The sequence below is a fragment of the Dyella sp. S184 genome, assembly GCF_009766065.1.
Taxonomy (GTDB): Bacteria; Pseudomonadota; Gammaproteobacteria; order Xanthomonadales; family Rhodanobacteraceae; genus Rhodanobacter.
This window is the reverse complement of the sequence record NZ_LMUE01000009.1, coordinates 54,086-75,148: the sequence shown is the minus strand read 5'-3', so window position 1 is coordinate 75,148 and position 21,063 is coordinate 54,086. Positions and strand designations below refer to the sequence as shown.

Annotated in this window: 16 protein-coding genes and 2 pseudogenes; 14 read left to right on the top strand and 4 right to left on the bottom strand. The window is 61.9% G+C overall.

Going from position 1 to position 21,063, the window contains the following annotated elements; genetic code table 11:
- Positions 1 to 81: 81 nt before the first annotated feature.
- The 3 genes from GSQ75_RS12475 (at position 82) to GSQ75_RS12465 (ending at position 4,020) form a co-directional block, all read left to right on the top strand.
- Complete coding sequence (locus tag GSQ75_RS12475; RefSeq protein WP_158755207.1) at positions 82 to 1,533, top strand: bifunctional 2-methylcitrate dehydratase/aconitate hydratase; 1,452 nt, start codon at positions 82 to 84, stop codon at positions 1,531 to 1,533.
- A 376-nt stretch (positions 1,534 to 1,909) separates the two neighbouring features.
- On the top strand, positions 1,910 to 3,079 hold the full coding sequence (locus tag GSQ75_RS12470) for an OmpA family protein (RefSeq protein ID WP_158755206.1): 1,170 nt from the start codon (positions 1,910 to 1,912) through the stop codon (positions 3,077 to 3,079).
- Between the two features lie 158 nt (positions 3,080 to 3,237).
- Complete coding sequence (locus GSQ75_RS12465) at positions 3,238 to 4,020, top strand: pseudouridine synthase (protein ID WP_158755205.1); 783 nt, start codon at positions 3,238 to 3,240, stop codon at positions 4,018 to 4,020.
- Positions 4,021 to 4,074: 54 nt separating this feature from the next.
- Here GSQ75_RS12465 and kbl read toward each other — a convergent pair whose 3' ends face one another.
- The 4 genes from kbl to GSQ75_RS12445 form a co-directional block, all read right to left on the bottom strand.
- Positions 4,075 to 5,274 (bottom strand): glycine C-acetyltransferase, encoded by a 1,200-nt coding sequence (gene kbl, locus GSQ75_RS12460; protein WP_158755204.1) that lies wholly within the window; start codon positions 5,272 to 5,274, stop codon positions 4,075 to 4,077.
- 99 nt (positions 5,275 to 5,373) lie between these two features.
- Complete coding sequence (locus tag GSQ75_RS12455) at positions 5,374 to 9,021, bottom strand: DUF748 domain-containing protein (protein WP_158755203.1); 3,648 nt, start codon at positions 9,019 to 9,021, stop codon at positions 5,374 to 5,376.
- A gap of 134 nt (positions 9,022 to 9,155) precedes the next feature.
- Positions 9,156 to 10,178 (bottom strand): L-threonine 3-dehydrogenase, encoded by a 1,023-nt coding sequence (gene tdh, locus GSQ75_RS12450; RefSeq protein WP_158755759.1) that lies wholly within the window; start codon positions 10,176 to 10,178, stop codon positions 9,156 to 9,158.
- A gap of 116 nt (positions 10,179 to 10,294) precedes the next feature.
- Positions 10,295 to 11,002, bottom strand: coding sequence for a hypothetical protein (locus GSQ75_RS12445; protein WP_158755202.1), 708 nt, complete (start codon positions 11,000 to 11,002; stop codon positions 10,295 to 10,297).
- Positions 11,003 to 11,147: 145 nt separating this feature from the next.
- Here GSQ75_RS12445 and miaA point away from each other — a divergent pair, with 145 nt between their 5' ends.
- The 11 genes and pseudogenes from miaA to GSQ75_RS12390 form a co-directional block, all read left to right on the top strand.
- Positions 11,148 to 12,128: a tRNA (adenosine(37)-N6)-dimethylallyltransferase MiaA gene (gene miaA, locus GSQ75_RS12440; protein WP_158755201.1), complete on the top strand. Its 981-nt coding sequence runs from the start codon at positions 11,148 to 11,150 to the stop codon at positions 12,126 to 12,128.
- Positions 12,129 to 12,261: 133 nt separating this feature from the next.
- Positions 12,262 to 12,549 carry an RNA chaperone Hfq gene (gene hfq, locus GSQ75_RS12435; protein ID WP_158755200.1) on the top strand — a complete coding sequence of 96 codons (288 nt, stop codon included), beginning with the start codon at positions 12,262 to 12,264 and terminating at the stop codon, positions 12,547 to 12,549.
- Between the two features lie 57 nt (positions 12,550 to 12,606).
- Positions 12,607 to 13,908: a ribosome rescue GTPase HflX gene (hflX, locus tag GSQ75_RS12430; protein ID WP_158755199.1), complete on the top strand. Its 1,302-nt coding sequence runs from the start codon at positions 12,607 to 12,609 to the stop codon at positions 13,906 to 13,908.
- A 176-nt stretch (positions 13,909 to 14,084) separates the two neighbouring features.
- Positions 14,085 to 15,170: an FtsH protease activity modulator HflK gene (gene hflK, locus GSQ75_RS12425; protein ID WP_158755198.1), complete on the top strand. Its 1,086-nt coding sequence runs from the start codon at positions 14,085 to 14,087 to the stop codon at positions 15,168 to 15,170.
- A complete protein-coding gene (hflC, locus tag GSQ75_RS12420; protein ID WP_158755758.1) occupies positions 15,170 to 16,039 on the top strand; it encodes a protease modulator HflC in 870 nt (289 codons plus the stop codon). Before hflK ends, hflC begins: the two co-directional genes overlap by 1 nt.
- A gap of 178 nt (positions 16,040 to 16,217) precedes the next feature.
- Positions 16,218 to 17,510, top strand: a complete 1,293-nt coding sequence (locus GSQ75_RS12415; protein WP_158755197.1) for an adenylosuccinate synthase — start codon at positions 16,218 to 16,220, stop codon at positions 17,508 to 17,510.
- 200 nt (positions 17,511 to 17,710) lie between these two features.
- A complete protein-coding gene (locus GSQ75_RS12410; protein WP_254058565.1) occupies positions 17,711 to 18,430 on the top strand; it encodes a transcriptional regulator in 720 nt (239 codons plus the stop codon).
- Positions 18,414 to 18,839, top strand: coding sequence for a hypothetical protein (locus GSQ75_RS12405; protein WP_158755196.1), 426 nt, complete (start codon positions 18,414 to 18,416; stop codon positions 18,837 to 18,839). The genes GSQ75_RS12410 and GSQ75_RS12405 overlap by 17 nt, the downstream gene beginning before the upstream one ends.
- A 40-nt stretch (positions 18,840 to 18,879) precedes the next feature.
- Positions 18,880 to 19,233, top strand: a pseudogene (locus GSQ75_RS12400) (adenylosuccinate synthetase); the annotation flags it as partial.
- Between the two features lie 368 nt (positions 19,234 to 19,601).
- A complete protein-coding gene (locus GSQ75_RS12395; RefSeq protein ID WP_158755195.1) occupies positions 19,602 to 20,690 on the top strand; it encodes a Fic family protein in 1,089 nt (362 codons plus the stop codon).
- Between the two features lie 19 nt (positions 20,691 to 20,709).
- Positions 20,710 to 20,943 (top strand): annotated as a pseudogene (locus GSQ75_RS12390) (adenylosuccinate synthetase); the annotation flags it as partial.
- Between the last annotated feature and the right edge of the window lie 120 nt (positions 20,944 to 21,063).

Below are 21,063 nucleotides of genomic sequence, written 5' to 3'. Positions count from 1 at the left end.
TTCGACAAGCTTTGCGTCACGCGATAGGTTGGAACCATCAGACACTATGATGGTTTCCCTGTTGCCAGGAGACGAGCACTCATGAGTGCGCATGATATCCGCTCCGCCAAACGTCCCGATCCCGACCAGCCGATGGTCGACATCGCCAACTATGTGGCCGATTACCGGATCGATTCGAAGGAAGCCTACGCCACCGCGCGCTACATGCTGCTGGACTCGCTGGCCACGGCCATGATGGCCATGAAATTTCCCGAGTGCGTCAAGCACCTCGGCCCGGTCGTTCCGGGCGCGAACCTGCCAGGTGGCGCTCGCGTGCCGGGTACCAGCCATGAGCTGGATCCGGTGCAGGCGGCATTTGCGATCGGCACGCAGGTCCGCTGGCTCGATTTCAACGACACTTGGCTGGCGGCGGAGTGGGGCCATCCGTCGGACAACCTCGGTGCGATCCTCGCCGTGGCCGATTACCTCAGCCGCAAGGCGGAACGCGAAGGTGGCACCCCGCTGACCGTCCGTGACGTGCTGGGCTACGCCATCAAGGCACACGAAATCCAGGGCTGCTACGCCTTGTTGAACAGCTTCAACCGGGTCGGTCAGGACCATGTGATCCTGGTGCGCCTCGCATCCACCGCGGTCGCTACCGCGATGCTCGGTGGCGACAAAGAGCAGATCACTACCGCTGTGTCGCACAGCTGGATCGACAACGGTGCGTTGCGCACCTACCGCCATGCGCCGAACACTGGTCCGCGCAAGAGCTGGGCCGCTGGCGATGCCTGCCGTCGCGCAGTCACCCATGCGATCAATGCGGTTTATCGCGGCGTGGTCGGCTATCCGTCGGCGCTGAGCGCGAAGACCTGGGGTTTCTACGACGTTGCGTTCAAGGGCAAGTCGTTCGAGTTCGAACGCCCGTTCGGCAGCTACGTGATGGAGAACGTCCTCTTCAAGATCAGCTTCCCGGCCGAGTTCCACGCGCAGACTGCAGTGGAATGCGCCATGCAGCTGCATACCCAGGTGGCAGGCAAGCTCGATCAGATCGAGAAAATCGTCATCGAGACCCAGGAGGCCGGTTGCCGCATCATCGACAAAACCGGCCCGCTGGCGAACTACGCCGATCGCGATCATTGCATCCAGTACATGGTTGCCGTGCCACTGATCTTCGGTCGTCTGGTGGCCAGTGACTATAACGATAATGTGGCCGCCGATCCGCGTATCGATGCGCTGCGCGACAAAATGACCGTCGTCGAGAATCCGCAGTTCACCAAGGATTATTTCGACCCGGCCAAGCGTTACATTGGCAATTCATTGCGAGTGTTTTTCAAGGATGGGAGCAGCACGGACAAGGTTTCGATCGATTTTCCGATCGGCCATCGCAAGCGTCGTGCCGAGGGTATCCCGTTGTTGCTGAAGAAGTTCGAGGCTGCCATGCAGGGCCATCTGCCGGCGCACCAGGTCAAGGCAATCCTGGCGGCGACGCAGGACCCGGCGAAGCTCGATGCGATGCCGGTGCAGGAGTTCCTGGGTCTCTTCACGTTGTAAAGACGATGTGAGTGGAACATTAAGGCAGGGCGAGGGCGGCGGTTGGCACCGAACTTGTCACGAAACTCCGCCACTTCCGTAAATTCATGAAAATCGGATATCGTAAGTTGTAGATCGCAACCAGAACCGCACGTTAGAGTTGAGCCGCCAGATTTTGATTGCCAGAGGGCTTTCCTGAACAAACGCTCACTGGGGTCTGGTAGTCAATATGTTAAAGTGTCATTGACTTAACGATTTTGCTACACTCCCCTTCGCTTGTCGCATGAACGCCAAGCAGGGGCTTTAAAAGCTCTGAATGACGTATTCAGTTCTGACGCGCGATTTCCGGTTGGGATTGAACGGACGCGAAAAAATCTAATAAATGAGGAGACACCTGATGAAACGTAAGGGCTTGTATTTTCTGATCGCGCTGGCCCTGGGCGGCGTAGGTGCCGTTCATGCGCAGGACGCCACGGCTCCGGCCAGCACCACCACTACTACCACCACCACAACCGATACGATGACCTCGACCTTTGATGGTCGTTGGTACATTGCGCCGACCATCGGCGGTTACTACAACGACGACAAGCGCGACACCAACAGCCGTCAGTTCTATTACGGCCTGGGCTTTGGTCGTTTCTTCACTCCAAACATCTCGATCGACGCGTTCGTTGACCGCACCAAGCGGAAGATCGACAACGTTGTTGTTGAGGGTGCCGGTCCTGGCGTAAGCGGTCACAGCCAGGATTCGTGGGCCAGCACCAACGTCGGTGCAGCCGCCCGCTTCTATGCTGGCGACTGGAACGCTTGGCGTCCATACCTGCTGGCTGGCGTGATGGGTAGCCATCACCAGAGCATCTATGCGAGCGGCTGGTCACCGGCTGCCGAACTGGGTGTTGGTGTATCGAAGTCGGTCACCGACAGCACGGATATCCGTGTGGAAGCCGGCTACCGCTACGACTGGGACGACAAGACCAACCCGGCCCGCAACGGCTATGGTGATCAGTTCCTCGGCCTGAGCATCGTTTCGCGCTTTGGTGCCCCGGCAGCAGCTCCGGTTGCCCCGGCTCCGGCCCCGGCTGCTCCTGACTGCTCGAAGACCATCGTCAACGGCGTGAACCTCTGCGACAACAAGTGCCCGAACCTGCCGGAAGGCACGGTCGTGGGTCCGGACGGCTGCCCGCAGAAGGTTGTGATCGACCTGCGCGGCGTGAACTTCAAGTTCGACCGCCCGAAGAAGGGTGAGACGAACATCGTGAAGTCGCTGGCTGAGCCGACCAAGGACTCGCTGTCGGTTCTGGATCAGGCCGTCGACACCCTGCAGCGTTACCCGCAGGTGCACGTGACGGTTGCTGGTTACACCGACTCGAAGGGTACCGATGCGTACAACCAGAGCCTGTCGGAGCGCCGTGCACAGATCGTGTATAGCTACCTGACCAGCCATGGTATCGACGCCAGCCGTCTGGAAGGACCGATCGGTCACGGCAAGAACGATCCGATTGGCGACAACGCCACGGATGCCGGTCGCGCCCAGAACCGTCGTACGGAGCTGCAGGTTCAGCAGTAATCGAACCTGAGTAACGCAGTATGAAAAAACCCGGCTTCGGCCGGGTTTTTTTTGGCTGTCATTCCGAATGCGGCATATCCGCTACTCGACACTGATCCATGACGCGCAACATCACGGAATCCTTGTCGCTGCAGGCGTCCGGCTTATACCCTAGCCGGATGTCTCGCCCACCTATCCGTTCTGCACGCACGACAGCATCCACGACTCATGCACCGCGGCATGGCTTGGCAAGAGTTTTATCCAAGCTGGGGGCATGTTCGCGCAGCCAGGCCGAGCAATGGGTACGCGAGGGCAGGGTAAGTCTGGACGGGCGGGTGATACGTGATCCCTACCACCCGACGCAATTGGATCGACAGCGGATTGCCGTCGATGGCAACGTGGTGAAATCAGCCGAACGCGTCTATGTGATGTTCAACAAACCACGCGGACTGGTCGTCAGTGCGGCCGATGAGCATGGCCGCGAGACGGTCTATACCGCGCTGGCCGCCGCCGGGCTGCCCTGGCTGGGACCGGTGGGCCGCCTGGACAAGGCCAGCGAGGGATTATTGCTGCTCAGCAACGACACCCTCTGGGCGGCTGGCATCACCGATCCTGTCACCCATCTGGACAAGACCTATCACGTGCAGGTGGCTGGCCAGCCGGACGCTGCCGTTCTGGCGAAGATGCAAGCCGGGGTCGACGATGCCGGTGATTTTCTGAAAGCCACGCGGGCGACGCTACTGCGCGTAGGCGAGAAAAATGCGTGGCTCGAAGTGGTATTGGACGAAGGCCGCAACCGACATATCCGCCGTTTGCTGGCCGCATTGGGTTTCGACGTGCTGCGTTTGATCCGGGTGGCGATCGGGCCGCAGGTGTTGGGCGAACTGGCGAAAGGGCAGTGGCGTCAGCTCACTGCAGATGAAGTTCGGGCGCTCGATACGCGCAGCAAGAGCGCAGCTTGATCGTCCTGTTCTATGGAAGCGGCTTCAGCCGCTTCCATAGGGTGGCTTGAACGGTTACGCGCCAATCACGCCCAGCTGGCGACCAACCTTGGTGAATGCGGCAATCGCGTGATCCAGATGCTTGCGTGTATGCGCGGCGCTCATCTGGGTGCGGATGCGCGCCTGACCCTGCGGCACCACCGGATAGAAAAAGCCGGTGACGTAGATGCCTTCTTCCAGCAGTCCGGCAGCCATCGCCTGAGCCTTCTTCGCGTCATAGACCATCACCGGCACGATCGGATGCACGCCCGGCTTGATGTCGAAGCCGGCGTTGCTCATCTCTTCGCGGAAATAACGGGTGTTTTCCTTGAGCATGTTGCGCAAGTCGCCCGCACTGGCAAGCATGTCGAAGACCTTGATCGCTGCCGCGACCACGTGCGGTGGCAGCGAATTGGAAAAAAGGTACGGGCGTGAACGCTGACGCAGCATCTCGATCACTTCCTTGCGGCCGGTGGTGAAGCCGCCAAGCGCGCCGCCCAGCGCCTTGCCCAGTGTGCCGGTGAAGATGTCGATCTTGTCCATCACGCCGTGTACTTCGGCAGCGCCACGGCCGGTGTCGCCGAGGAAGCCGGTGCAGTGGCATTCGTCGATGTGCACCAGCGCGTTGTATTTCGCGGCCAGTGCGGTGATCTGATCCAGCGGTGCGATGAAGCCGTCCATCGAGAACGTGCCATCCGAGGTGATCAGCTTGGTGCGCGCACCGGCGGCGTCAGCAGCCTTGAGCTGGGCTTCCAGGTCGGCCATGTCGCTGTTGGCATAGCGAAAACGCTTGGCCTTGCACAGGCGAATGCCATCGATGATCGAGGCGTGGTTCAGCGCGTCGGAGATGACCGCGTCCTCCTCGCCCAGCAACGGTTCGAACAGGCCGCCGTTGGCGTCGAAGCAGGCGGCGTAGAGGATGGTGTCCTCGGTGCCGAAGAAGTCGGCGATCTTCGCCTCCAGCTGCTTGTGCAGATCTTGGGTGCCGCAGATGAAGCGCACGCTGGCCATGCCGAAGCCGTGCGTATCAAGCGCGTCTTTCGCGGCCTGGATCACTTCCGCGTTGTCGGCCAGGCCGAGGTAGTTGTTGGCGCAGAAGTTCAGCACCTTGCGACCGCCTTCCAGCTCAATCTCGGCGGACTGCGGCGAGGTGATGATGCGCTCGGCCTTGAACAGGCCCTGCTCGCGTATGGATTCGAGTTCGCTGGTGTAACGCGTCTGGCCGGGGTAGCTCATGGTGGGTTCCGCATGCGGGGAAAGCGCCCATTGTGAGCCTTTCGCCGGCAGCGGAAAACCATTGACAGCACCGCGAGGGCTGTTGGGCCTCCGATATGGTCAGTGCAAGCCGAAATCGGCGCGCGTGGTCTTGCCCTTGTCGTCGATACCCTTGGCATCCAGCTTGGGTGCCGAGACGAACACGCGCTTGTCGTCGACCTTGCCGCGCAGCCATTGGCGAACTGCGTCGGCACGACGTTCGGCAAGATGACGCAAGGCATCCTGGTCGACCGTCACATTAGCCTGCAACAGTTTTTCCATCACGTCCGGCGGCTGCGACTTGGTCAGGCCGATCAGGTCGCGCGGCTTGGAAAACTTGGCATGCTTGTAAGCCTTGCTGAGGTATTTGTTGTAGTCATCAGGACTGAGCTTGGACAGGACGGAAACATCGCTCTCGTCACCACCCTGGTCCTTGGCCAGCTCGTGCGTGATCAGCTGCTGCATCATGACTTTGCGCAAGCCGTTCTCGTCGAACTGGGGGTCTGCCCGGCCAATGATGTCGAGGCTCAGCGATGGCTTCTCGGTGAGGATCTTGGCGATCTGGGTCAGCCGTTCCTGCGCCTGGGCATCGAGCACGTTCGAGCCCGGCGCGAACTCCACATAACCGAGATCCTGATGGTTGCCGCCCATCGCCGAGGCGATCAGCCGGAATGGCGAGGTGACTGCACGCCCGATCAGGTTCACGAAGGCGTGCCAGATCAGGCTGCCGAAACTGAAGTGCGGATCGCTCAGCGAACCGGTCACCGGAATATCGACATCGATATTGCCTTGCGAGTCCTTGAGCAGGGCCACCGCCAGCTTCACCGGCAGATGGCTGATGCCGTTGCCCTCGACGCGATCGCCGAAGGTCAGCTGGCTCAGGAAAATATGGTTGTCCGCATTCAACTTGCCCTGGTCGAGCGCGTAATGCACGTCCATGGTGAGGCGACCCTTGATGATCGGGTAGCCGGTGTACTTGCTCGAATAGGGCGTCAGGTGCGTCAGCTCGACTCCATCGGCTTTCCCTTTCACATCCAGGAACGTCACTGGCGTCAGCGGGTTGATCGTGCCGTCAATATTAACCGGTGCATTGTCATCGAGCTGGCCCTGCAACGTGAGCGGCGCCGGCGGTCCGCCGCTTGCCGTGCCGAAGGCGCCGATCTTGCCCGCGAGCTGGGTGATGTTGGCGGTGTAATTGGGCTTGATGAAGTTGTCGGTGTAGTTGAGGTTGCCGCGTGCAAGGATGATCTGACCAATATGGATGACTGCTGGCGGGGTGGCGCTGCTGGCAGCTGAGCTGGGTACGGCGGCGGTGCCGGAGGCGGCCGGATTGGTAGCGGCCACCTGCGCTGCATTGGACGCAGCAGGCGCGTTGTTGGCCTGTGTCACCGAAACCGGCGCTGTCTGCGGACTGGCCACCACATCCTGCAGGTTCAAGCGGCCGTTGCTGTTGACGATCACGCGGGCATAGAAATTATCGAGCGCCAACCCTCCAACCGATACTTGCGCTGCACCCTCGCCGGTGCGTACGTTGACGCCGGTGGCTGCCAGTGAATTCCAGCGCAGAAAATCGTCATTGGTGAGATTGTCCAGCACGTTCACGCGGCCCAGCGTGAGCTGACCCTGATAGCTCAGCAGAGCTTCCGGCTTGTGGTCGCGATAGCGCACCCGTCCCTTCAGGCTCAGCAGTGCGCTGTCGACGTGCACGTTGAGCGGTACCTTAACCATGGATTGCAGCGGCGCCACGTTCAAACGGGTTGCGGTGACGCGCAGGTCGGCATTGAGCGGTTCCGGCCGCACGGAGCCGGTGACGCGGTACTTGCCCTGATCGATACCGCCGGCCAGGTCCAGCTTCAGCGGCTTATGCATGTCGTCGGACAGGTCATTGATGCTGAACTTGTCGGCATTCACCGTGATGCGGCCAGCCTTGCCTGCAACCGCCATGTCCTTATAGGCAAAGCTGCTGCCATCGATGCCGAGATGCGCAATGCTCCAGTGCCATGCCGGCGCCACGGCTTTTTTGCCTGCGGCATGATGCGATGGTGGTGACTTGACCAGGTCGGTGAGATCGATGCGCCCATTGCGATAACGCTGGGCATCGATCTTCAAGCCCTGCAGGTTGAGGTTGCCCAGGCTCGCCTGGCTGCTGGCCAGGTCCAGATGGGTGATATCGGCATTCAGGGCTTTCCAGGCCACGGGCGTGCGGTTCTTCTGCTGCAGAGAAAAGTCGTTCACCGCGAGCTTGCTCGCATCCAGTTGCAGGTTGAACGCGTTGCTCCAGTCGGCCACGAGCTGTCCACTCGCATCCAGGCTGCCGTGGCTGACCTGCGCATTCAACATCGATGGCGCCATCGCAACGAGTGGTGGCAGGCCAACGCCATTCAATGCCGCCTGGCCGATGAAACGGCTCTCGCTCAGGTGCAGGGCGCCGCCGAGATGCAGCGTGCCGCCAGCAAGCCCTGAACTCAAATCGATGTTGGCTGGCGCTGCGCCCAGGGTCGCGAGCCCGCGGATCGTGCCATGCAGATTATCCAGCGACAGCCGTGCCGGAGTGGGGCCGCTCAGGTCGGCATAGTCGATCTGGCTATTCTGCAGGGTCAACGTGGCAATCCGCGCATCGGCGGCAGGCGATGCCGGCTTGGTTGGCGTCTTGTCGGCACCAGTCAAAGCATCAAGGCTGCTATGACCGCCAGCCAGGCTGGTGTAATGCAAGGTAGTCTTGTCGAGTGCGATGGCATCGAAGTAGTAGCGCGACACCAGCGGCTCGACATCTGCCAGCGTGGCACTGGCATGACCCAGCTCGACGATCGGCGAGCCGTCATGATTGCTGATGGCGAAATTGTCCAGCTGCAGGTTGCCGCTCAGTTTCAGTTGCTGGGTCGCATTCCGATCGATGAAATCCAGCTTGAGCTGGCCGGACAGCTGGCCGCTGGGAATCGCTACCGGCAACGGTGTCGGCACATAGCTCAGGTAGCGGGGCAGATCCAGGTGATCGATCTTGAAGTCGATCGCTGACTCGCGGCTGTCGGCAAACGGCTTGGTTTGTCCGCCGATGTGCAGCGGGCTGCCGTCCACCTGCATTGCCAGCAAAGGCTGCACGAATACGTCCGTGTCATGCGGCAGGTTGGCGATAAACGGGATGCCGAGTTCAAGCTGGTCGATCCGGTGACTGGTGCTCAACACCTTGTCGTCGAAGCTGATGTCGCCGTTGTGCACGCTGATGTTGGACAGCGAGAAGCGTGCAGGCGGGGCATTCGGTTGCGCCGGTTTGCCGGCGAAGCGTTCGATCAGGTCGGAGAAATTGAACTGCTGTGCCGCCGTGCGCGTGATGTGCAACTGCGGATGCTGCACGGTCAGCTCATCGAGCACTGGCGCCATGCGGAACAGGGACGCCCATGAGGCGTTGACGACGACCTGGTCGATATCGACGAATGGCGTCTTGCCGTCGTGTTCGCCGATATGCAGTCGATCGAGTCCCAGCTTCAGGCTGAACGGGTTGAGGTGCACGTCACCCACCGTGACGGGGCGATCAAGCATGGCACCGAGACGACTCTGCAGCTGGCTCTTGATCAGCGGTGGCGCAGCGAAGAAACCGAGCAGGCCGAAGATCAGCAGCAAGATGCCGAAGATCAGCAGGCTCTTGCGCAGTCGATGGGAGCGGTAGAGGGCGCCAGCGCGCTCACGCCCCGCGGCAAGCAATTCACTGTGCGATGGACTGCGACCTGCCATGCCGTCGGCGCTCCTGTGGCAACAAGAACCGTCGGTGCCCGACTCGATCAGCTGGGCACTCCCAAAGCCAACAATAGCTTAGTCGGCCTGTCGGTACTTCAGTGTAGCGTGTGGACGGCCAGACGCACTGCGACTCAGTTCCAGGAACACACGACCTTGCCGCAGGTGCCGGCATCCATCAGGTCGAAGCCTTTCTGGAAATCGTCGATGTGGATCTGGTGGGTCAACACCTTCTGCAGCGGGAAGCCGGTCAGCACCATCTGGGTCATCTTGTACCAGGTCTCGTACATGCGACGGCCGTAGATGCCCTGCAGGGTGAGGCCCTTGAAGATTACCTTGTCCCAGTCGATGCCGGCGCCGCGCGGCATGATGCCGAGCATCGCGATCTTGCCGCCGTGGTACATGCAGTCGAGCATGTCGGCGAACGCACGCGGGTTGCCACTCATCTCCAGGCCCACGTCGAAGCCTTCGATGTGCAGGTCCTTCACGGTGTCCTTGAGCGACTGCTTGGACACGTTCACCACCCGCGTCGCGCCCATGTCGGCGGCGAGCTTCAGACGGTAGTCGTTGATGTCGGTGACCACCACATTGCGCGCGCCGATGTGCTTGCAGATACCGGCAGCGATGATGCCGATCGGACCGGCGCCGGTGATCAGCACGTCCTCGCCGATCAGGTCGAATTCCAGCGCGCAATGCGCGGCGTTGCCGTACGGGTCGAAGAACGCGGCCAGCTCGGATGGGATCTGATCCGGGATCGGCCACAGGTTCGAGGCCGGCATCGTCATGTATTCGGCGAACGCGCCATTGCGGTTCACGCCGATGCCGATTGTGTTCGGGCACAGGTGCTGGCGACCGGCGCGGCAGTTGCGGCAGTGGCCGCAGACGATATGGCCTTCGGCGGAGACGCGATCGCCGATCTTGTAGCCGGTCACGCCCGGGCCGATCTCGACGATGCGGCCGACGAACTCATGGCCAATGGTGAGGCCCGGCTTGATCGTGCGCTGGCTCCACTCGTCCCACTTGTAGATGTGCAGGTCGGTACCGCAGATAGCGGTCTTCTCCATCTTGATCAGCACCTCGTTCGGGCCGACCACGGGCATCGGTACCTCTTCCATCCAGATACCTTGTTCGGCGTGGCGCTTGACCAGGGCTTTCATCGTCTGCTGCATGGGGAATCCAGGGCGGGGAGGGGAATCAATCCGTAATTATAGATCGCCCGGTGCATAGCATGCTTTGTCGCACTGCGGCATCGCCCAGCCGCCCGTGCTGATATTCAGATATCAAGCCGGTCGTAACTGCGCTTGAACACGATCGGCTGTTGCACCGCTGGCGTGGTCCACGTCTCGGTGACAGTCAGATGATGACCATCCGGTGACTTCACCCAGGTCTGTTGCAGCCGGACATCGCCAGTGAATTGCATGGAGATCTGCATGCCTTCGGCGGTGATATGGGTCTGCACCATCGCGTTGCCGCTGAGTGACTGGCGGGTGTTTCCATCAAGCTGGCTGTCCAGTTGGTCCTTGTCGTCAAGCACCACCCGGATGCCCTTGGCATCCTGCTGCACATTCATCAAAGAATCGTTGTCGAGGAGCGGCGGTGGCTGGTCGGGGGGAGCTGTGCCGCTGTCAGTGGCCGAGGCCTTGTCTTGCCCTCGACCACCACCGTGGCCATGACCGCCGCCGCCCATTCCACCGCCGCCCGCACCGTGGCCACCGCCATGGCTGCCGGACGTCTTGCTTGCTGACGGTGTACCGGTCGAGGAGGCGCCGGCCGGCTGCTGTACGGGCTCCTCGCGCTTTCTTTCCGCGCGCAGACGTGCAGCGATATCGGCAGGACTGTCGCTCTGCTGATCGTTTAGCCGCCATATCCCACTGAAGTCCGCTGCCGACGAACTGGCTGCATGGGCAAGGTTGGCGACTGCCAGCGAAGACATGGCCAACACCAGCGCCAACGGCAGGCAAAGCGATTTCGTGAACGTCATGAGGATGGGCTTCTGTTGATCAATAGAGACCGCGTTTGCGGTTGGATGGATCTGGGGCGCAACGCCGCACCAGCTGGAAACGCACCGCTCGCCGCAGCGGTTGACGCCCGGCATCGAATGACGACGCGCCCGTTACAATGGCCGGATGCCTGCCGACCAGCGCCCCCTCGCCATTTTCCTGATGGGTCCGACTGCCTCGGGCAAGACGGCGCTGGCGTGCGAGCTGAGCGACCGCTTCCCGCTGGATCTGGTCAGCGTGGATTCGGCGCTGGTCTATCGCGGCATGGATATCGGTACGGCCAAGCCCGACGCGGCGATGCTGGCGCGCTATCCGCATGCCTTGATCGATATCCGCGACCCCGGCCAACCGTATTCGGCGGCGGATTTTCGTGCCGACGTGCTGCCGGTGATGCAGCAGATCAGCGCGCAGGACAGGGTGCCACTACTGGTCGGCGGCACTGGCCTGTATTTCCGAGCCCTGCAACAGGGGCTTTCCGATCTGCCCGAAGCCGATCCCGCGATTCGGGAGCAGCTTTCCAAGGAAGCGGAACAGCTTGGCTGGCCCGCGATGCACGCGCGGTTGGCGCAAGTCGATCCCACGGCGGCCAGCCGCATCGGCTGCAACGACGCTCAGCGCGTGCAGCGCGCGCTTGAAGTGATCGAGCTGACCGGTCGCCCGCTGTCCGAACTGCAGCGCGGCGGCAGCGATGCGCTGTTCCCGTGGCGTGTACTCAAGCTGGCCTTGCTGCCGGCGGAGCGCCATCTGCTGCACGAGCGCATCGCCCAGCGCTTCGACGCCATGCTGGCGGTCGGTTTCCTCGACGAAGTGCGTACCCTGCGCGCCCGTGGCGACCTGCATGCCGAGCTGCCGGCGATTCGCGCGGTCGGTTATCGGCAGGCATGGGAGCATCTGGATGGCGATTCGACGCCCGGCGAGTTCCGCGATCGCGGCATCTTTGCCACCCGCCAGCTGGCCAAACGGCAGATCACCTGGCTGCGCAGCGACGTCGGCGCGCGCCTGTTCGATCCGGATCGCCCCGATCTGCTGGCTCGTGCGGCCGATGCCGTACAGCTGTTTCTGGGTGCTTCCGGCGAATCGGCGCACAACATCGCGCCGGCAGCGTGATCCAGTGCGCCCACAACGCGTAAAAATCCCCTTTCATCAAGCGTTTGAAAACAGCTAACATCCCAGCTGAGTTGGGCCGGGGCGCCTTCGGCGTTTTTTCCCGGGCCTGTCCGTTGCAAGGGGAGAACAAGAAATGTCCAAGGGACAATCGTTGCAGGATCCGTTTTTGAATGCGCTTCGGCGCGAACGTGTGCCGGTCGCCATCTATCTGGTCAACGGCATCAAGCTGCAGGGTACGGTCGAGTCGTTCGACCAGTTTGTGGTGCTGCTGCGCAACCAGGTGAGCCAGATGGTCTACAAGCACGCCATCTCCACCGTGGTGCCCAGCCGCAATGTGCGTATCGGCAATGGCCATGACGGTCCCGAGGGCCATGACAGCCATGCCGGTGGTTCGGAAGCCTCGAACGACACGGACGCTTGATTGACGGGCAATCAGCCCGCATGAAGTGGGTCTGGCCCTGAAGGATCACACCCATCCGTGTTTGACAGAGAAAAGAAAGGCGATCGCGCCGTACTCGTCCTGCCGCATTCCCGCGGCGAAGGCGATACGGCGCGTCGTGGCGCGGAATTCGCCGAACTGGTGAAATCCGCCGGTGCCGAAGTGATCGGCACGATTGCTGCCCGTGTCGAGGGTGCCAACCCGCGTTTCTACATCGGCAGCGGCAAGGCCGACGAAGTCGCCGAGGCGGTACGGGCGCTGGAGGCCGACCTGGTCCTGGTCGACCACGTACTGACCCCGGTGCAAGAGCGCAACCTCGAGAAGCACTTGGGCGTGCGGGTGGTCGATCGCGCCGGCCTGATCCTGGACATCTTCGCTCTGCGTGCGCGTTCGCACGAAGGCAAGCTGGAAGTCGAACTGGCCCAGCTCAAGCACATTGCCACCCGGCTGGTGCGGGGCTGGACCCATCTGGACGCCCAGCGCGGCGGCATGATCGGCAACCGTGGCCCGGGTGAAACCCAGCTCGAGTTGGATCGCCGCCTGCTCGCCGAGCGCGTCAAGATGCTCACCAAGCGACTGGAAAAGGTGCAGACTCAGCGCGGTCAGCAGCGTCGCGCGCGGTTGCGCAATACGGTGCCGCGCGTGGCCCTGGTCGGCTACACCAATGCCGGCAAATCGACCCTGTTCAATGCATTGACCACCGGCGACGTCTACGCCGCCGATCTGCTGTTCGCCACACTCGATCCCACCGTGCGCAAGCTGGAGGACCTGAGCTGCGGACCGGCCGTGTTGGCCGATACCGTCGGCTTCATCCGCGAGCTGCCGCACGACCTGGTCGCCGCGTTCCGCGCCACCCTGGCCGAGGCACGCGATGCCGACCTGCTGCTGCATGTCAGCGATGCGGCTGACGAGGAGCGCGAGCACCTGCACCGCGTGGTCGACAACGTGCTGGAAGAGATCGACGCCGGCGACGTGCCGCAGCTGCACATCATGAACAAGATCGACCTGGCCGGCACCGAACCACGCATCGATCGCGATGGCGCCGGCAAGCCCGTGCGGGTCTGGCTGTCTGCCGCCACCGGCGTGGGCGTCGACCTGCTGCGCCAGGCGCTGGGTGAGTTGCTCGGCGGCGAACGGGTGCAATCTGCCCTGCAACTGCCGCTGTCGGCCGGCCGGCTGCATGCGCGGCTGAAGGCAGCCGGTGCGATCACCGGAGAAACGGTGGACGAACATGGCTGGCAGCTGCGCATCGACGCGCCGCGCAGCGTGATCGCGCCGCTGAGTGGCGGCAATGCGGCCGAAACCCTGCTGCTGCGCGAACTGCTGGCTCCGGCGGAGTAGTGCTGTTGCACAGCGGACGACGCCATCCGGCTCTGCTAGAATATCCAGTGTTTGTGCGGCTCATCCGTGGGCTGCGCACCGCCTCGACAGCTTTGGCTGAATCTCATGTGTAACCCGGTTCAACGCGTGTTCCGGCCGTGGTTGCCGGCCTCCCGACGGCCTCAAGGAGACTGACAGTGGCATGGAATGAACCCGGCAAGAACGGGCAGAACGATCCGTGGAACAGGAAGCGCCAGTCCGGCAAGTCGCCGCTGGACGATGCGCTCAACAGGCTGAAATCCCTCCTCGGCAAGCTCGGGCATGGCCCCGGCAGCATCCTCACCGGCGTGCTGGTGTTGCTGGCGGTTGGCCTGGTGCTCAGCTGCTACACCATCATCGGAGCGCGCCAGACCGGCGTGGTGCTGCGTTTCGGCGAGTACTCGCGCACGCTGGCGCCGGGCTTTCACCTGAAGCTGCCGCAGCCGATCGAGTCGGTCACCAAGGTCGAGGCCACGCGGATCCGCTCGGTCAGCGACAAGGTGTCGATGCTGACCAAGGATGAGAACATCATCACGATCGACTTCACCGTGCAGTACCAGGTGGACGATTCGCGCAAATACCTGTTCTCGCTGGACGATCCGGACGGCACCATCGGCGCCGCGGCCGAGGCCGCCGTGCGTTCGGTGATCGGCAGCAGCGACATGGACCAGATCCTGTCCGCCGCCGGCGCCAGCCTGGTCAGCGAGGCCCAGGTGGCCTTGCAGAAGACACTGGACGGCTACGACTCCGGCCTGCGCGTCACCGAGGTCAGCTTCCAGAACGTGTCCCCGCCGAACGAGGTGAAGGACGCCTTCGACGACGTCAACAACGCCCGCGAGGACAAACAGAGCATCGAGAACGGTGCCCTGGCCTATGCCAGCAAGGTGGTGCCGGTGGCCCGTGGCGACGCCGCGCGCATCGCGGCCGAGGCAGCTGGTTACAAGGCGGCGCGGATCGCCCGCGCGCAAGGCGACACGACCGGCTTCGACCTGATCCTGACCCAGTACAAGGCAGCCCCCGACGTGACCCGCAAGCGCCTGTGGCTGGAAACCGTGGAACAGGTGATGGCCGACAATCCCAAGGTGATCGACGGTTCCGACGGTCGCAACATCATCAACCTGCCGGCGCTGCAGGGCGCCGCGGCTGCGCCGGATACCAGCTCGGCCACGGTTGGCGCGATCGTGCCGGTGACGGCACCGGCACCTGCCAGCAGCAATGCGGCTGACAAGGGGACGCAGCCATGATGAAGCTCACCACCGCCATCGTCGCGGCCATCGTCATCCTGCTCGGCCTCAACAGCATGTTCGTGGTCAGCGAAGGGCACAGCGCGTTGCTGCTGCAGTTCGGCCGCATCGTGCATACCGATTACCAGCCGGGACTGCACTTCAAGCTGCCGGTGATCCAGCAGGTGATGGATTTCGACAAACGCATCCTCTCGCTGGATGCGCCGCCCGAGCGCTATTTCACCTCCGAGAAGAAGAGCGTCAACGTCGACTTCTACGTGAAGTGGCGCGTGGTCGACAACGCCGCGTATTACCGTGCCACCGGCGGCGACCAGCTGATGGCGGCGCAGCGGCTGACCCCGATCGTCAAGGACGCGCTGCGCTTCGAATTCAATGCACGCACCCTGCCTGACCTGATCTCCGGTGGCCGCAAGGACATCACCGAACGGGTTCGTGCGCAGACCGATGCCGCCGCACGCAAGAACCTCGGCATCGCCGTGGTCGACGTGCGCATCAAGCGCATCGACCTGCCCAACGAGGTCAGCGAATCGGTCTACAAGCGCATGCGTGCCGAGCGCCTGCAACTGGCCAACGAACTGCGGTACACCGGCCAGGAATCGGCTGAGACGATCCAGGCCGATGCCGATCGCCAGGGCCAGGTGCTGCGCGCCGATGCCCAGCGCGATGCGGCCAAGGTACGTGGTGATGGCGACGCGCAGGCGGCGGCGATCTACGCCCAGGCGTATAACCAGGATCCGGAGTTCTTCGCGTTCTACCGCAGCCTGCAGGCGTACAAGAAATCGTTCGAGGACGGCAAGGGTGTGTTGATCCTGAAACCCGATTCGGAGTTCATGCGCTACTTCAACCAGCCGGCTGCCCCGAAGCGCTAAGGCGCGCGAGGCGCTGAAACATCCGCCGCGTACCTTGCATGTGTACGGTGCCGGCGTGATGGTGGTCGGGCCGCGGCTGTTGCAACTGTTTCATTGATACGCGCAGCGGTCCGGTGCCGCCGTGCTTGATGTTTTCCCCGGCTCCCGCGCGGAGCCAACCCAAACGAGCGAGAAGATCATGGGTAAGTCAGTCGTAATTCTTGGTGCCCAGTGGGGCGACGAAGGCAAGGGCAAGATCGTCGACCTGCTGACCGAGCGGGTCAGCGCGGTGGCGCGTTTCCAGGGCGGCCACAACGCCGGCCACACGCTGGTGATCAAGGGCAAGAAGACCGTGCTGCACCTGATCCCCTCGGGCATCCTGCGCGACGACGCGCTGTGCCTGATCGGCAACGGCGTGGTGCTTTCGCCCGCCGCGCTGATGGAAGAGATCGCCGAGCTCGAGGCCAACGGCGTCGAAGTGCGTTCGCGCCTCAAGATCAGCCCGGCCACGCCGCTGATCATGCCGTACCACATCGCTGTCGATAAGGCGCGCGAGATCGCCGCCGGCGGCAAGGCCATCGGCACCACCGGCCGCGGCATCGGCCCGGCGTACGAGGACAAGGTCGCCCGCCGCAGCGTGCGCGTGGCCGACCTGATGTACCCGCATGAGCTGCCGGCGCTGATCAAGACCGCCGTCGACTACCACAACTTCATCCTCACCCAGTGGCTGAAGGTCGAGCCGGTCGATTACCAGAAAGTGCTGGACGACGCGCTGGCCTGGGGCGAGTACATCCGCCCGATGGTCGACGACGTCGCCACCATCCTGCACGACGTACGCAAGGAAGGCGGCAACATCCTGTTCGAGGGTGCGCAGGGCGCGCTGCTCGACATCGACCACGGCACCTATCCCTATGTCACATCCAGCAACACCACCATCGGTGGCGCGCTGGCCGGCACCGGCGTGGGCGCGCGCGACATCGACTACGTGCTGGGCATCTGCAAGGCCTACGCCACCCGCGTCGGCAGTGGCCCGTTCCCGACCGAGCTCAAGGACGAGATGGGCGAACGCCTGCGCAAGGTCGGCAACGAGTTCGGCGCCAGCACTGGCCGTCCGCGCCGTTGCGGCTGGATCGACCTGGTCGCGCTCAAGCGCGCCACCCAGATCAACGGCATCAACGGCCTGGCCATCACCAAGCTCGACGTGCTCGATGGCCTGGAAACCATCAAGGTCTGCATCGCCTACGAATACCGCGGCAAGCGCCGCGAACTGGCTCCGCTCGACGCCGACGGCTGGGACGAGTGCAAGCCGGTCTACCTGGAATTCCCCGGCTGGGAAGAATCCACCGCCGGCATCCGCGACTGGAACAAGCTGCCGCCTGCGGCCCGTGCCTACTTGCGCGCCGTGGAAGAACTCTCCGGCTGCCGTTTAGCGCTGGTCGCCACCGGTGCGGATCGTGACGACACGATTGTGCTGGATGATCCGTTTGCCTGATTGGCATGGCTAATAGATAGTGGCATGGCTGATAGCGATAGGTAGTAGAAGGAAGACGGCACATCCCCACAAGCCATCATCCCCATGAGCCGTCATTCCCGCGAAGGCGGGAATCGCACTTCTAACCACGAAGTCGGTCATCCAACGTCATCTTGCCGCTGCCACACAGAAGCCCCGCACCGCGGGGCTTTTTCACTTGAGTGAGCACAATCTTGCATTTACCCATATTGGGTATTACGATGCCCAATATGGGTATCAAGACAAATCCCCGCGAAGCAAAGCAAACCAAGGGCGTCAGCGATCAGGCGGCAACCTATGCCGTGGCCAAACCCTCAACCAGTCTGGCGGATGCCTTATTCACTCAGACGCAGCAGCGTGTGCTGGGCTTGCTGTTCGGGCAACCCGATGCAAGTTTCACAGTGAGCGAAATCATCGCCGCATCAGGCGGTGGATCAGGCGCGGTCCAGCGTGAGCTAGCCAGCCTCGCCAGCAGCGGTCTGGCAAACGTGCAGCAAGTCGGCAACCAAAAGCTTTACCAGGCCAACCCCGCTGCACCGATTCACGCCGAACTGGTCAGCATCATGCAAAAAACCACGGGTTTGGCCGAACCGCTGCGTGTGGCATTGGCACCCCTGGCAGACAGCATTACCGCTGCCTTCGTCTACGGCTCAGTCGCCAAGCGCAGTGACACTGCCAGCAGCGATATTGATCTGATGATCGTCTCCGACACGCTTGGCTACGCCGACATATTCGGTGCCGTCGAGACGGCGGCGCAGCAGTTGGGTCGTGCGGTGAATCCCACCGTCTATACCCGCGCAGAATTGGCCAAGCGCATCAAGAGCGGTAATGCCTTCGTCACGCGCGTACTCGAACAACCCCAACTCTGGCTGCTAGGAGACAAGGATGATCTCAGCACTTGAAAACCTGACCGGCTCCAACAAACCACTGGCTGTTGAGCCGTTCGATGCCAAGGAGTTCGAAGGACTCAAGCGTTCCGCGCTGGCGCGATTGAAGGATGCGAAGAACACCTCACTCTCGCTCGAAGGCCGCTTCGATCTCGCCTATAACGCGTCCCATGCATTGTGTCTGGCGGCTTTGCGTCGGCAGGGCTATCGCGCACATCACCGCTACATCGTGTTCCAGGTACTACCGCACACGCTGGGTCTCGGGCCGGAAGTATGGCGCGTACTGGCCAAGGGCCACGAGCTGCGCAATCTCGGCGAGTACGAAGGCGTGGTCGATGTGGACGAGCGCATCGTGGCTGATTTGATCACGGCTTGTGATGCAGTGGCGTCCAAGCTGGAGTACTTGATCGGGTCGAATAAATGATGGTCTGAAGTTGAACGGCCGGCATCGATCATGGTGTCAAGTCGCGCTCAAGCGCGCCACCCAGATCAACGGCATCAACGGCCTGGCCATCACCAAGCTCGACGTGTTCGACGGCCTGGAGACCATCAAGGTCTGCATCGTCTACGAATACCGCGGCAAGCGCCGCGAACTGGCCCCGCTCGACGCCGACGGCTGGGACGAGTGCAAGCCGGTCTACCTGGAATTCCCCGGCTGGGAAGAATCCACCGCCGGCATCCGCGACTGGAACAAACTGCCGCCCGCGGCGCGTGCGTATCTGCGTGCGGTGGAAGAACTGTCGGGCTGCCGTCTGGCGCTGGTGGCTACGGGTGCGGATCGGGATGACACGATCGTGCTGGATGATCCGTTTGCCTGAAAGCCGGAGGAGGGAGGTCTGTCCAGTCTCCCGGGCCGTCATTCCCGCGAAGGCGGGAGAAGTTTTTCAACAGCGAAGCTGGTCATCGCACTTCAACGGTGAAGTCGGTTATTCATCTTGACCTTGCTGCTCTAGCCGCAGCCACAAAAGCCCCGCATCGCGGGGCTTTTTCATGTAGCAATTTATGCTTCATTTGCAGCTAGTTTGCGAACAACGTGGCCGAACCATGCGATGACTGAGGCTGTGCTAACGGGTGCGCCTGAATTCACACATGTTGTGTAAATCGCATCGTTTTCTATACGCATTCCGCGTAACATGTATACATAAATGCATATTTCTATACATGTTACAGGCCACGTGAGCAGATTATGTCCGTGATCCAGCCACTTGATCGGCTTGCGCCCGAGCGCTTCGAGACGCCGTCGATCCTGAAGAAACTCGCCTTGGCCAGCCGCCAGTTGGCGGAGCTAAAGGGTGTGGCGGCATCCATTCCACGGCAGGGCATTCTCATCAATACCCTCGGTATGCAGGAAGCCAAGGACAGCTCGGCGATCGAGAACATCGTCACCACGCACGACGATCTTTTCCGGAACGCGGCATTCCCGGAAAGCCCAAGTTCACCGGCGACCAAGGAAGTACTGCGTTACCGGCAGGCACTCTGGACCGGCTTCGATGCTGTGCGCCGCAACGAGCTGCTTACCAACAACATGATCTTGGATATTCAGGCCGAGCTTGAGTGCAACGATGCCGGCTTCCGCAAGCTGCCGGGCACCGCGCTCAAGGATGGTACAGGCCAGACTATCTACATGCCGCCGCAGGAGCCTGACGCGATCGTTGCCCTGATGACCGAGTTGGAGAATTTCATCAACAACGACGAAGCGTTCGACGTTGATCCGCTTATCAAGATGGCGCTTATCCATCATCAGTTCGAGAGCATCCATCCGTTCTATGACGGTAATGGCCGCACCGGCCGCATCATCAACGTGTTGTATCTGGTCAAACAACGGCTACTCGATATTCCGGTGCTGTACCTGAGTCGCTACATCGTGCGCACCAAGCCGGATTACTATCGACTGCTCCAGGACGTGCGAGATAAAGATGCCTGGGAAGACTGGGTGCTGTACATGCTCACGGCGGTCGAGCAGACTGCCGGTGAAACCATCACCACCATCCACGCCATCAAGGCTGCCATGCTCGACGTCAAACATCGTTTGCGCGCGGGCTATAAGTTCTACAGCCAGGATCTGCTCAACAACCTTTTCAGTCACCCGTACACCAAGATCGAATTCATCCAGAACGATCTGAAAGTGTCTCGCCTCACTGCCACAAAATATCTCGATGCACTGACTGAGGGCGGCTTTCTGCACAAGCATAAGGTTGGTCGTTCCAACTACTACATCAATGTGGCGCTCGACCCTATTCTCACGGGTGATGCCATGCAGGGAGGGGAACCGTAACTGACCATCTCGCCTGCTGCGCCGCGAACTGGCCCCGCTCGACGCGGACGGCTGGGACGAATGCAAGCCGGTCTACCTGGAATTCCCCGGCTGGGAAGAATCCACCGCCGGCATCCGCGACTGGAACAAGTTGCCGCCTGTGGCTCGCGCCTATCTGCGTGCGGTGGAAGAGCTCTCTGGCTGCCGCCTGGCGCTGGTCGCCACCGGTGCGGATCGTGACGACACGATCGTGCTGGATGATCCGTTTGCTTGATCGTAGCTAGAGATAGCGATGCAAAGAAGGCCCCAAATTATGGGGCCTTTTCTTTTTGTCGATATCGAGGCGCATACCCAGTTCAGCTGTATTTGAGGGCTGGGAAAGCTAATCGCCTCG

What these genes read in the sequence shown, in the direction of transcription:
- hflC (WP_158755758.1), top strand. Translation starts at nt 15,170, where the DNA reads ATGAAGCTCACCACCGCCATCGTCGCGGCCATCGTCATCCTGCTCGGC.
- miaA (WP_158755201.1), top strand. Translation starts at nt 11,148, where the DNA reads ATGCCTGCCGACCAGCGCCCCCTCGCCATTTTCCTGATGGGTCCGACT.
- kbl (WP_158755204.1), bottom strand. Translation starts at nt 5,274, where the DNA reads ATGAGCTACCCCGGCCAGACGCGTTACACCAGCGAACTCGAATCCATA.
- GSQ75_RS12445 (WP_158755202.1), bottom strand. Translation starts at nt 11,002, where the DNA reads ATGACGTTCACGAAATCGCTTTGCCTGCCGTTGGCGCTGGTGTTGGCC.
- GSQ75_RS12455 (WP_158755203.1), bottom strand. Translation starts at nt 9,021, where the DNA reads ATGGCAGGTCGCAGTCCATCGCACAGTGAATTGCTTGCCGCGGGGCGT.
- GSQ75_RS12470 (WP_158755206.1), top strand. Translation starts at nt 1,910, where the DNA reads ATGAAACGTAAGGGCTTGTATTTTCTGATCGCGCTGGCCCTGGGCGGC.
- GSQ75_RS12465 (WP_158755205.1), top strand. Translation starts at nt 3,238, where the DNA reads ATGTCTCGCCCACCTATCCGTTCTGCACGCACGACAGCATCCACGACT.
- GSQ75_RS12405 (WP_158755196.1), top strand. Translation starts at nt 18,414, where the DNA reads ATGATCTCAGCACTTGAAAACCTGACCGGCTCCAACAAACCACTGGCT.
- hfq (WP_158755200.1), top strand. Translation starts at nt 12,262, where the DNA reads ATGTCCAAGGGACAATCGTTGCAGGATCCGTTTTTGAATGCGCTTCGG.
- GSQ75_RS12395 (WP_158755195.1), top strand. Translation starts at nt 19,602, where the DNA reads ATGTCCGTGATCCAGCCACTTGATCGGCTTGCGCCCGAGCGCTTCGAG.
- tdh (WP_158755759.1), bottom strand. Translation starts at nt 10,178, where the DNA reads ATGAAAGCCCTGGTCAAGCGCCACGCCGAACAAGGTATCTGGATGGAA.
- GSQ75_RS12415 (WP_158755197.1), top strand. Translation starts at nt 16,218, where the DNA reads ATGGGTAAGTCAGTCGTAATTCTTGGTGCCCAGTGGGGCGACGAAGGC.
- GSQ75_RS12475 (WP_158755207.1), top strand. Translation starts at nt 82, where the DNA reads ATGAGTGCGCATGATATCCGCTCCGCCAAACGTCCCGATCCCGACCAG.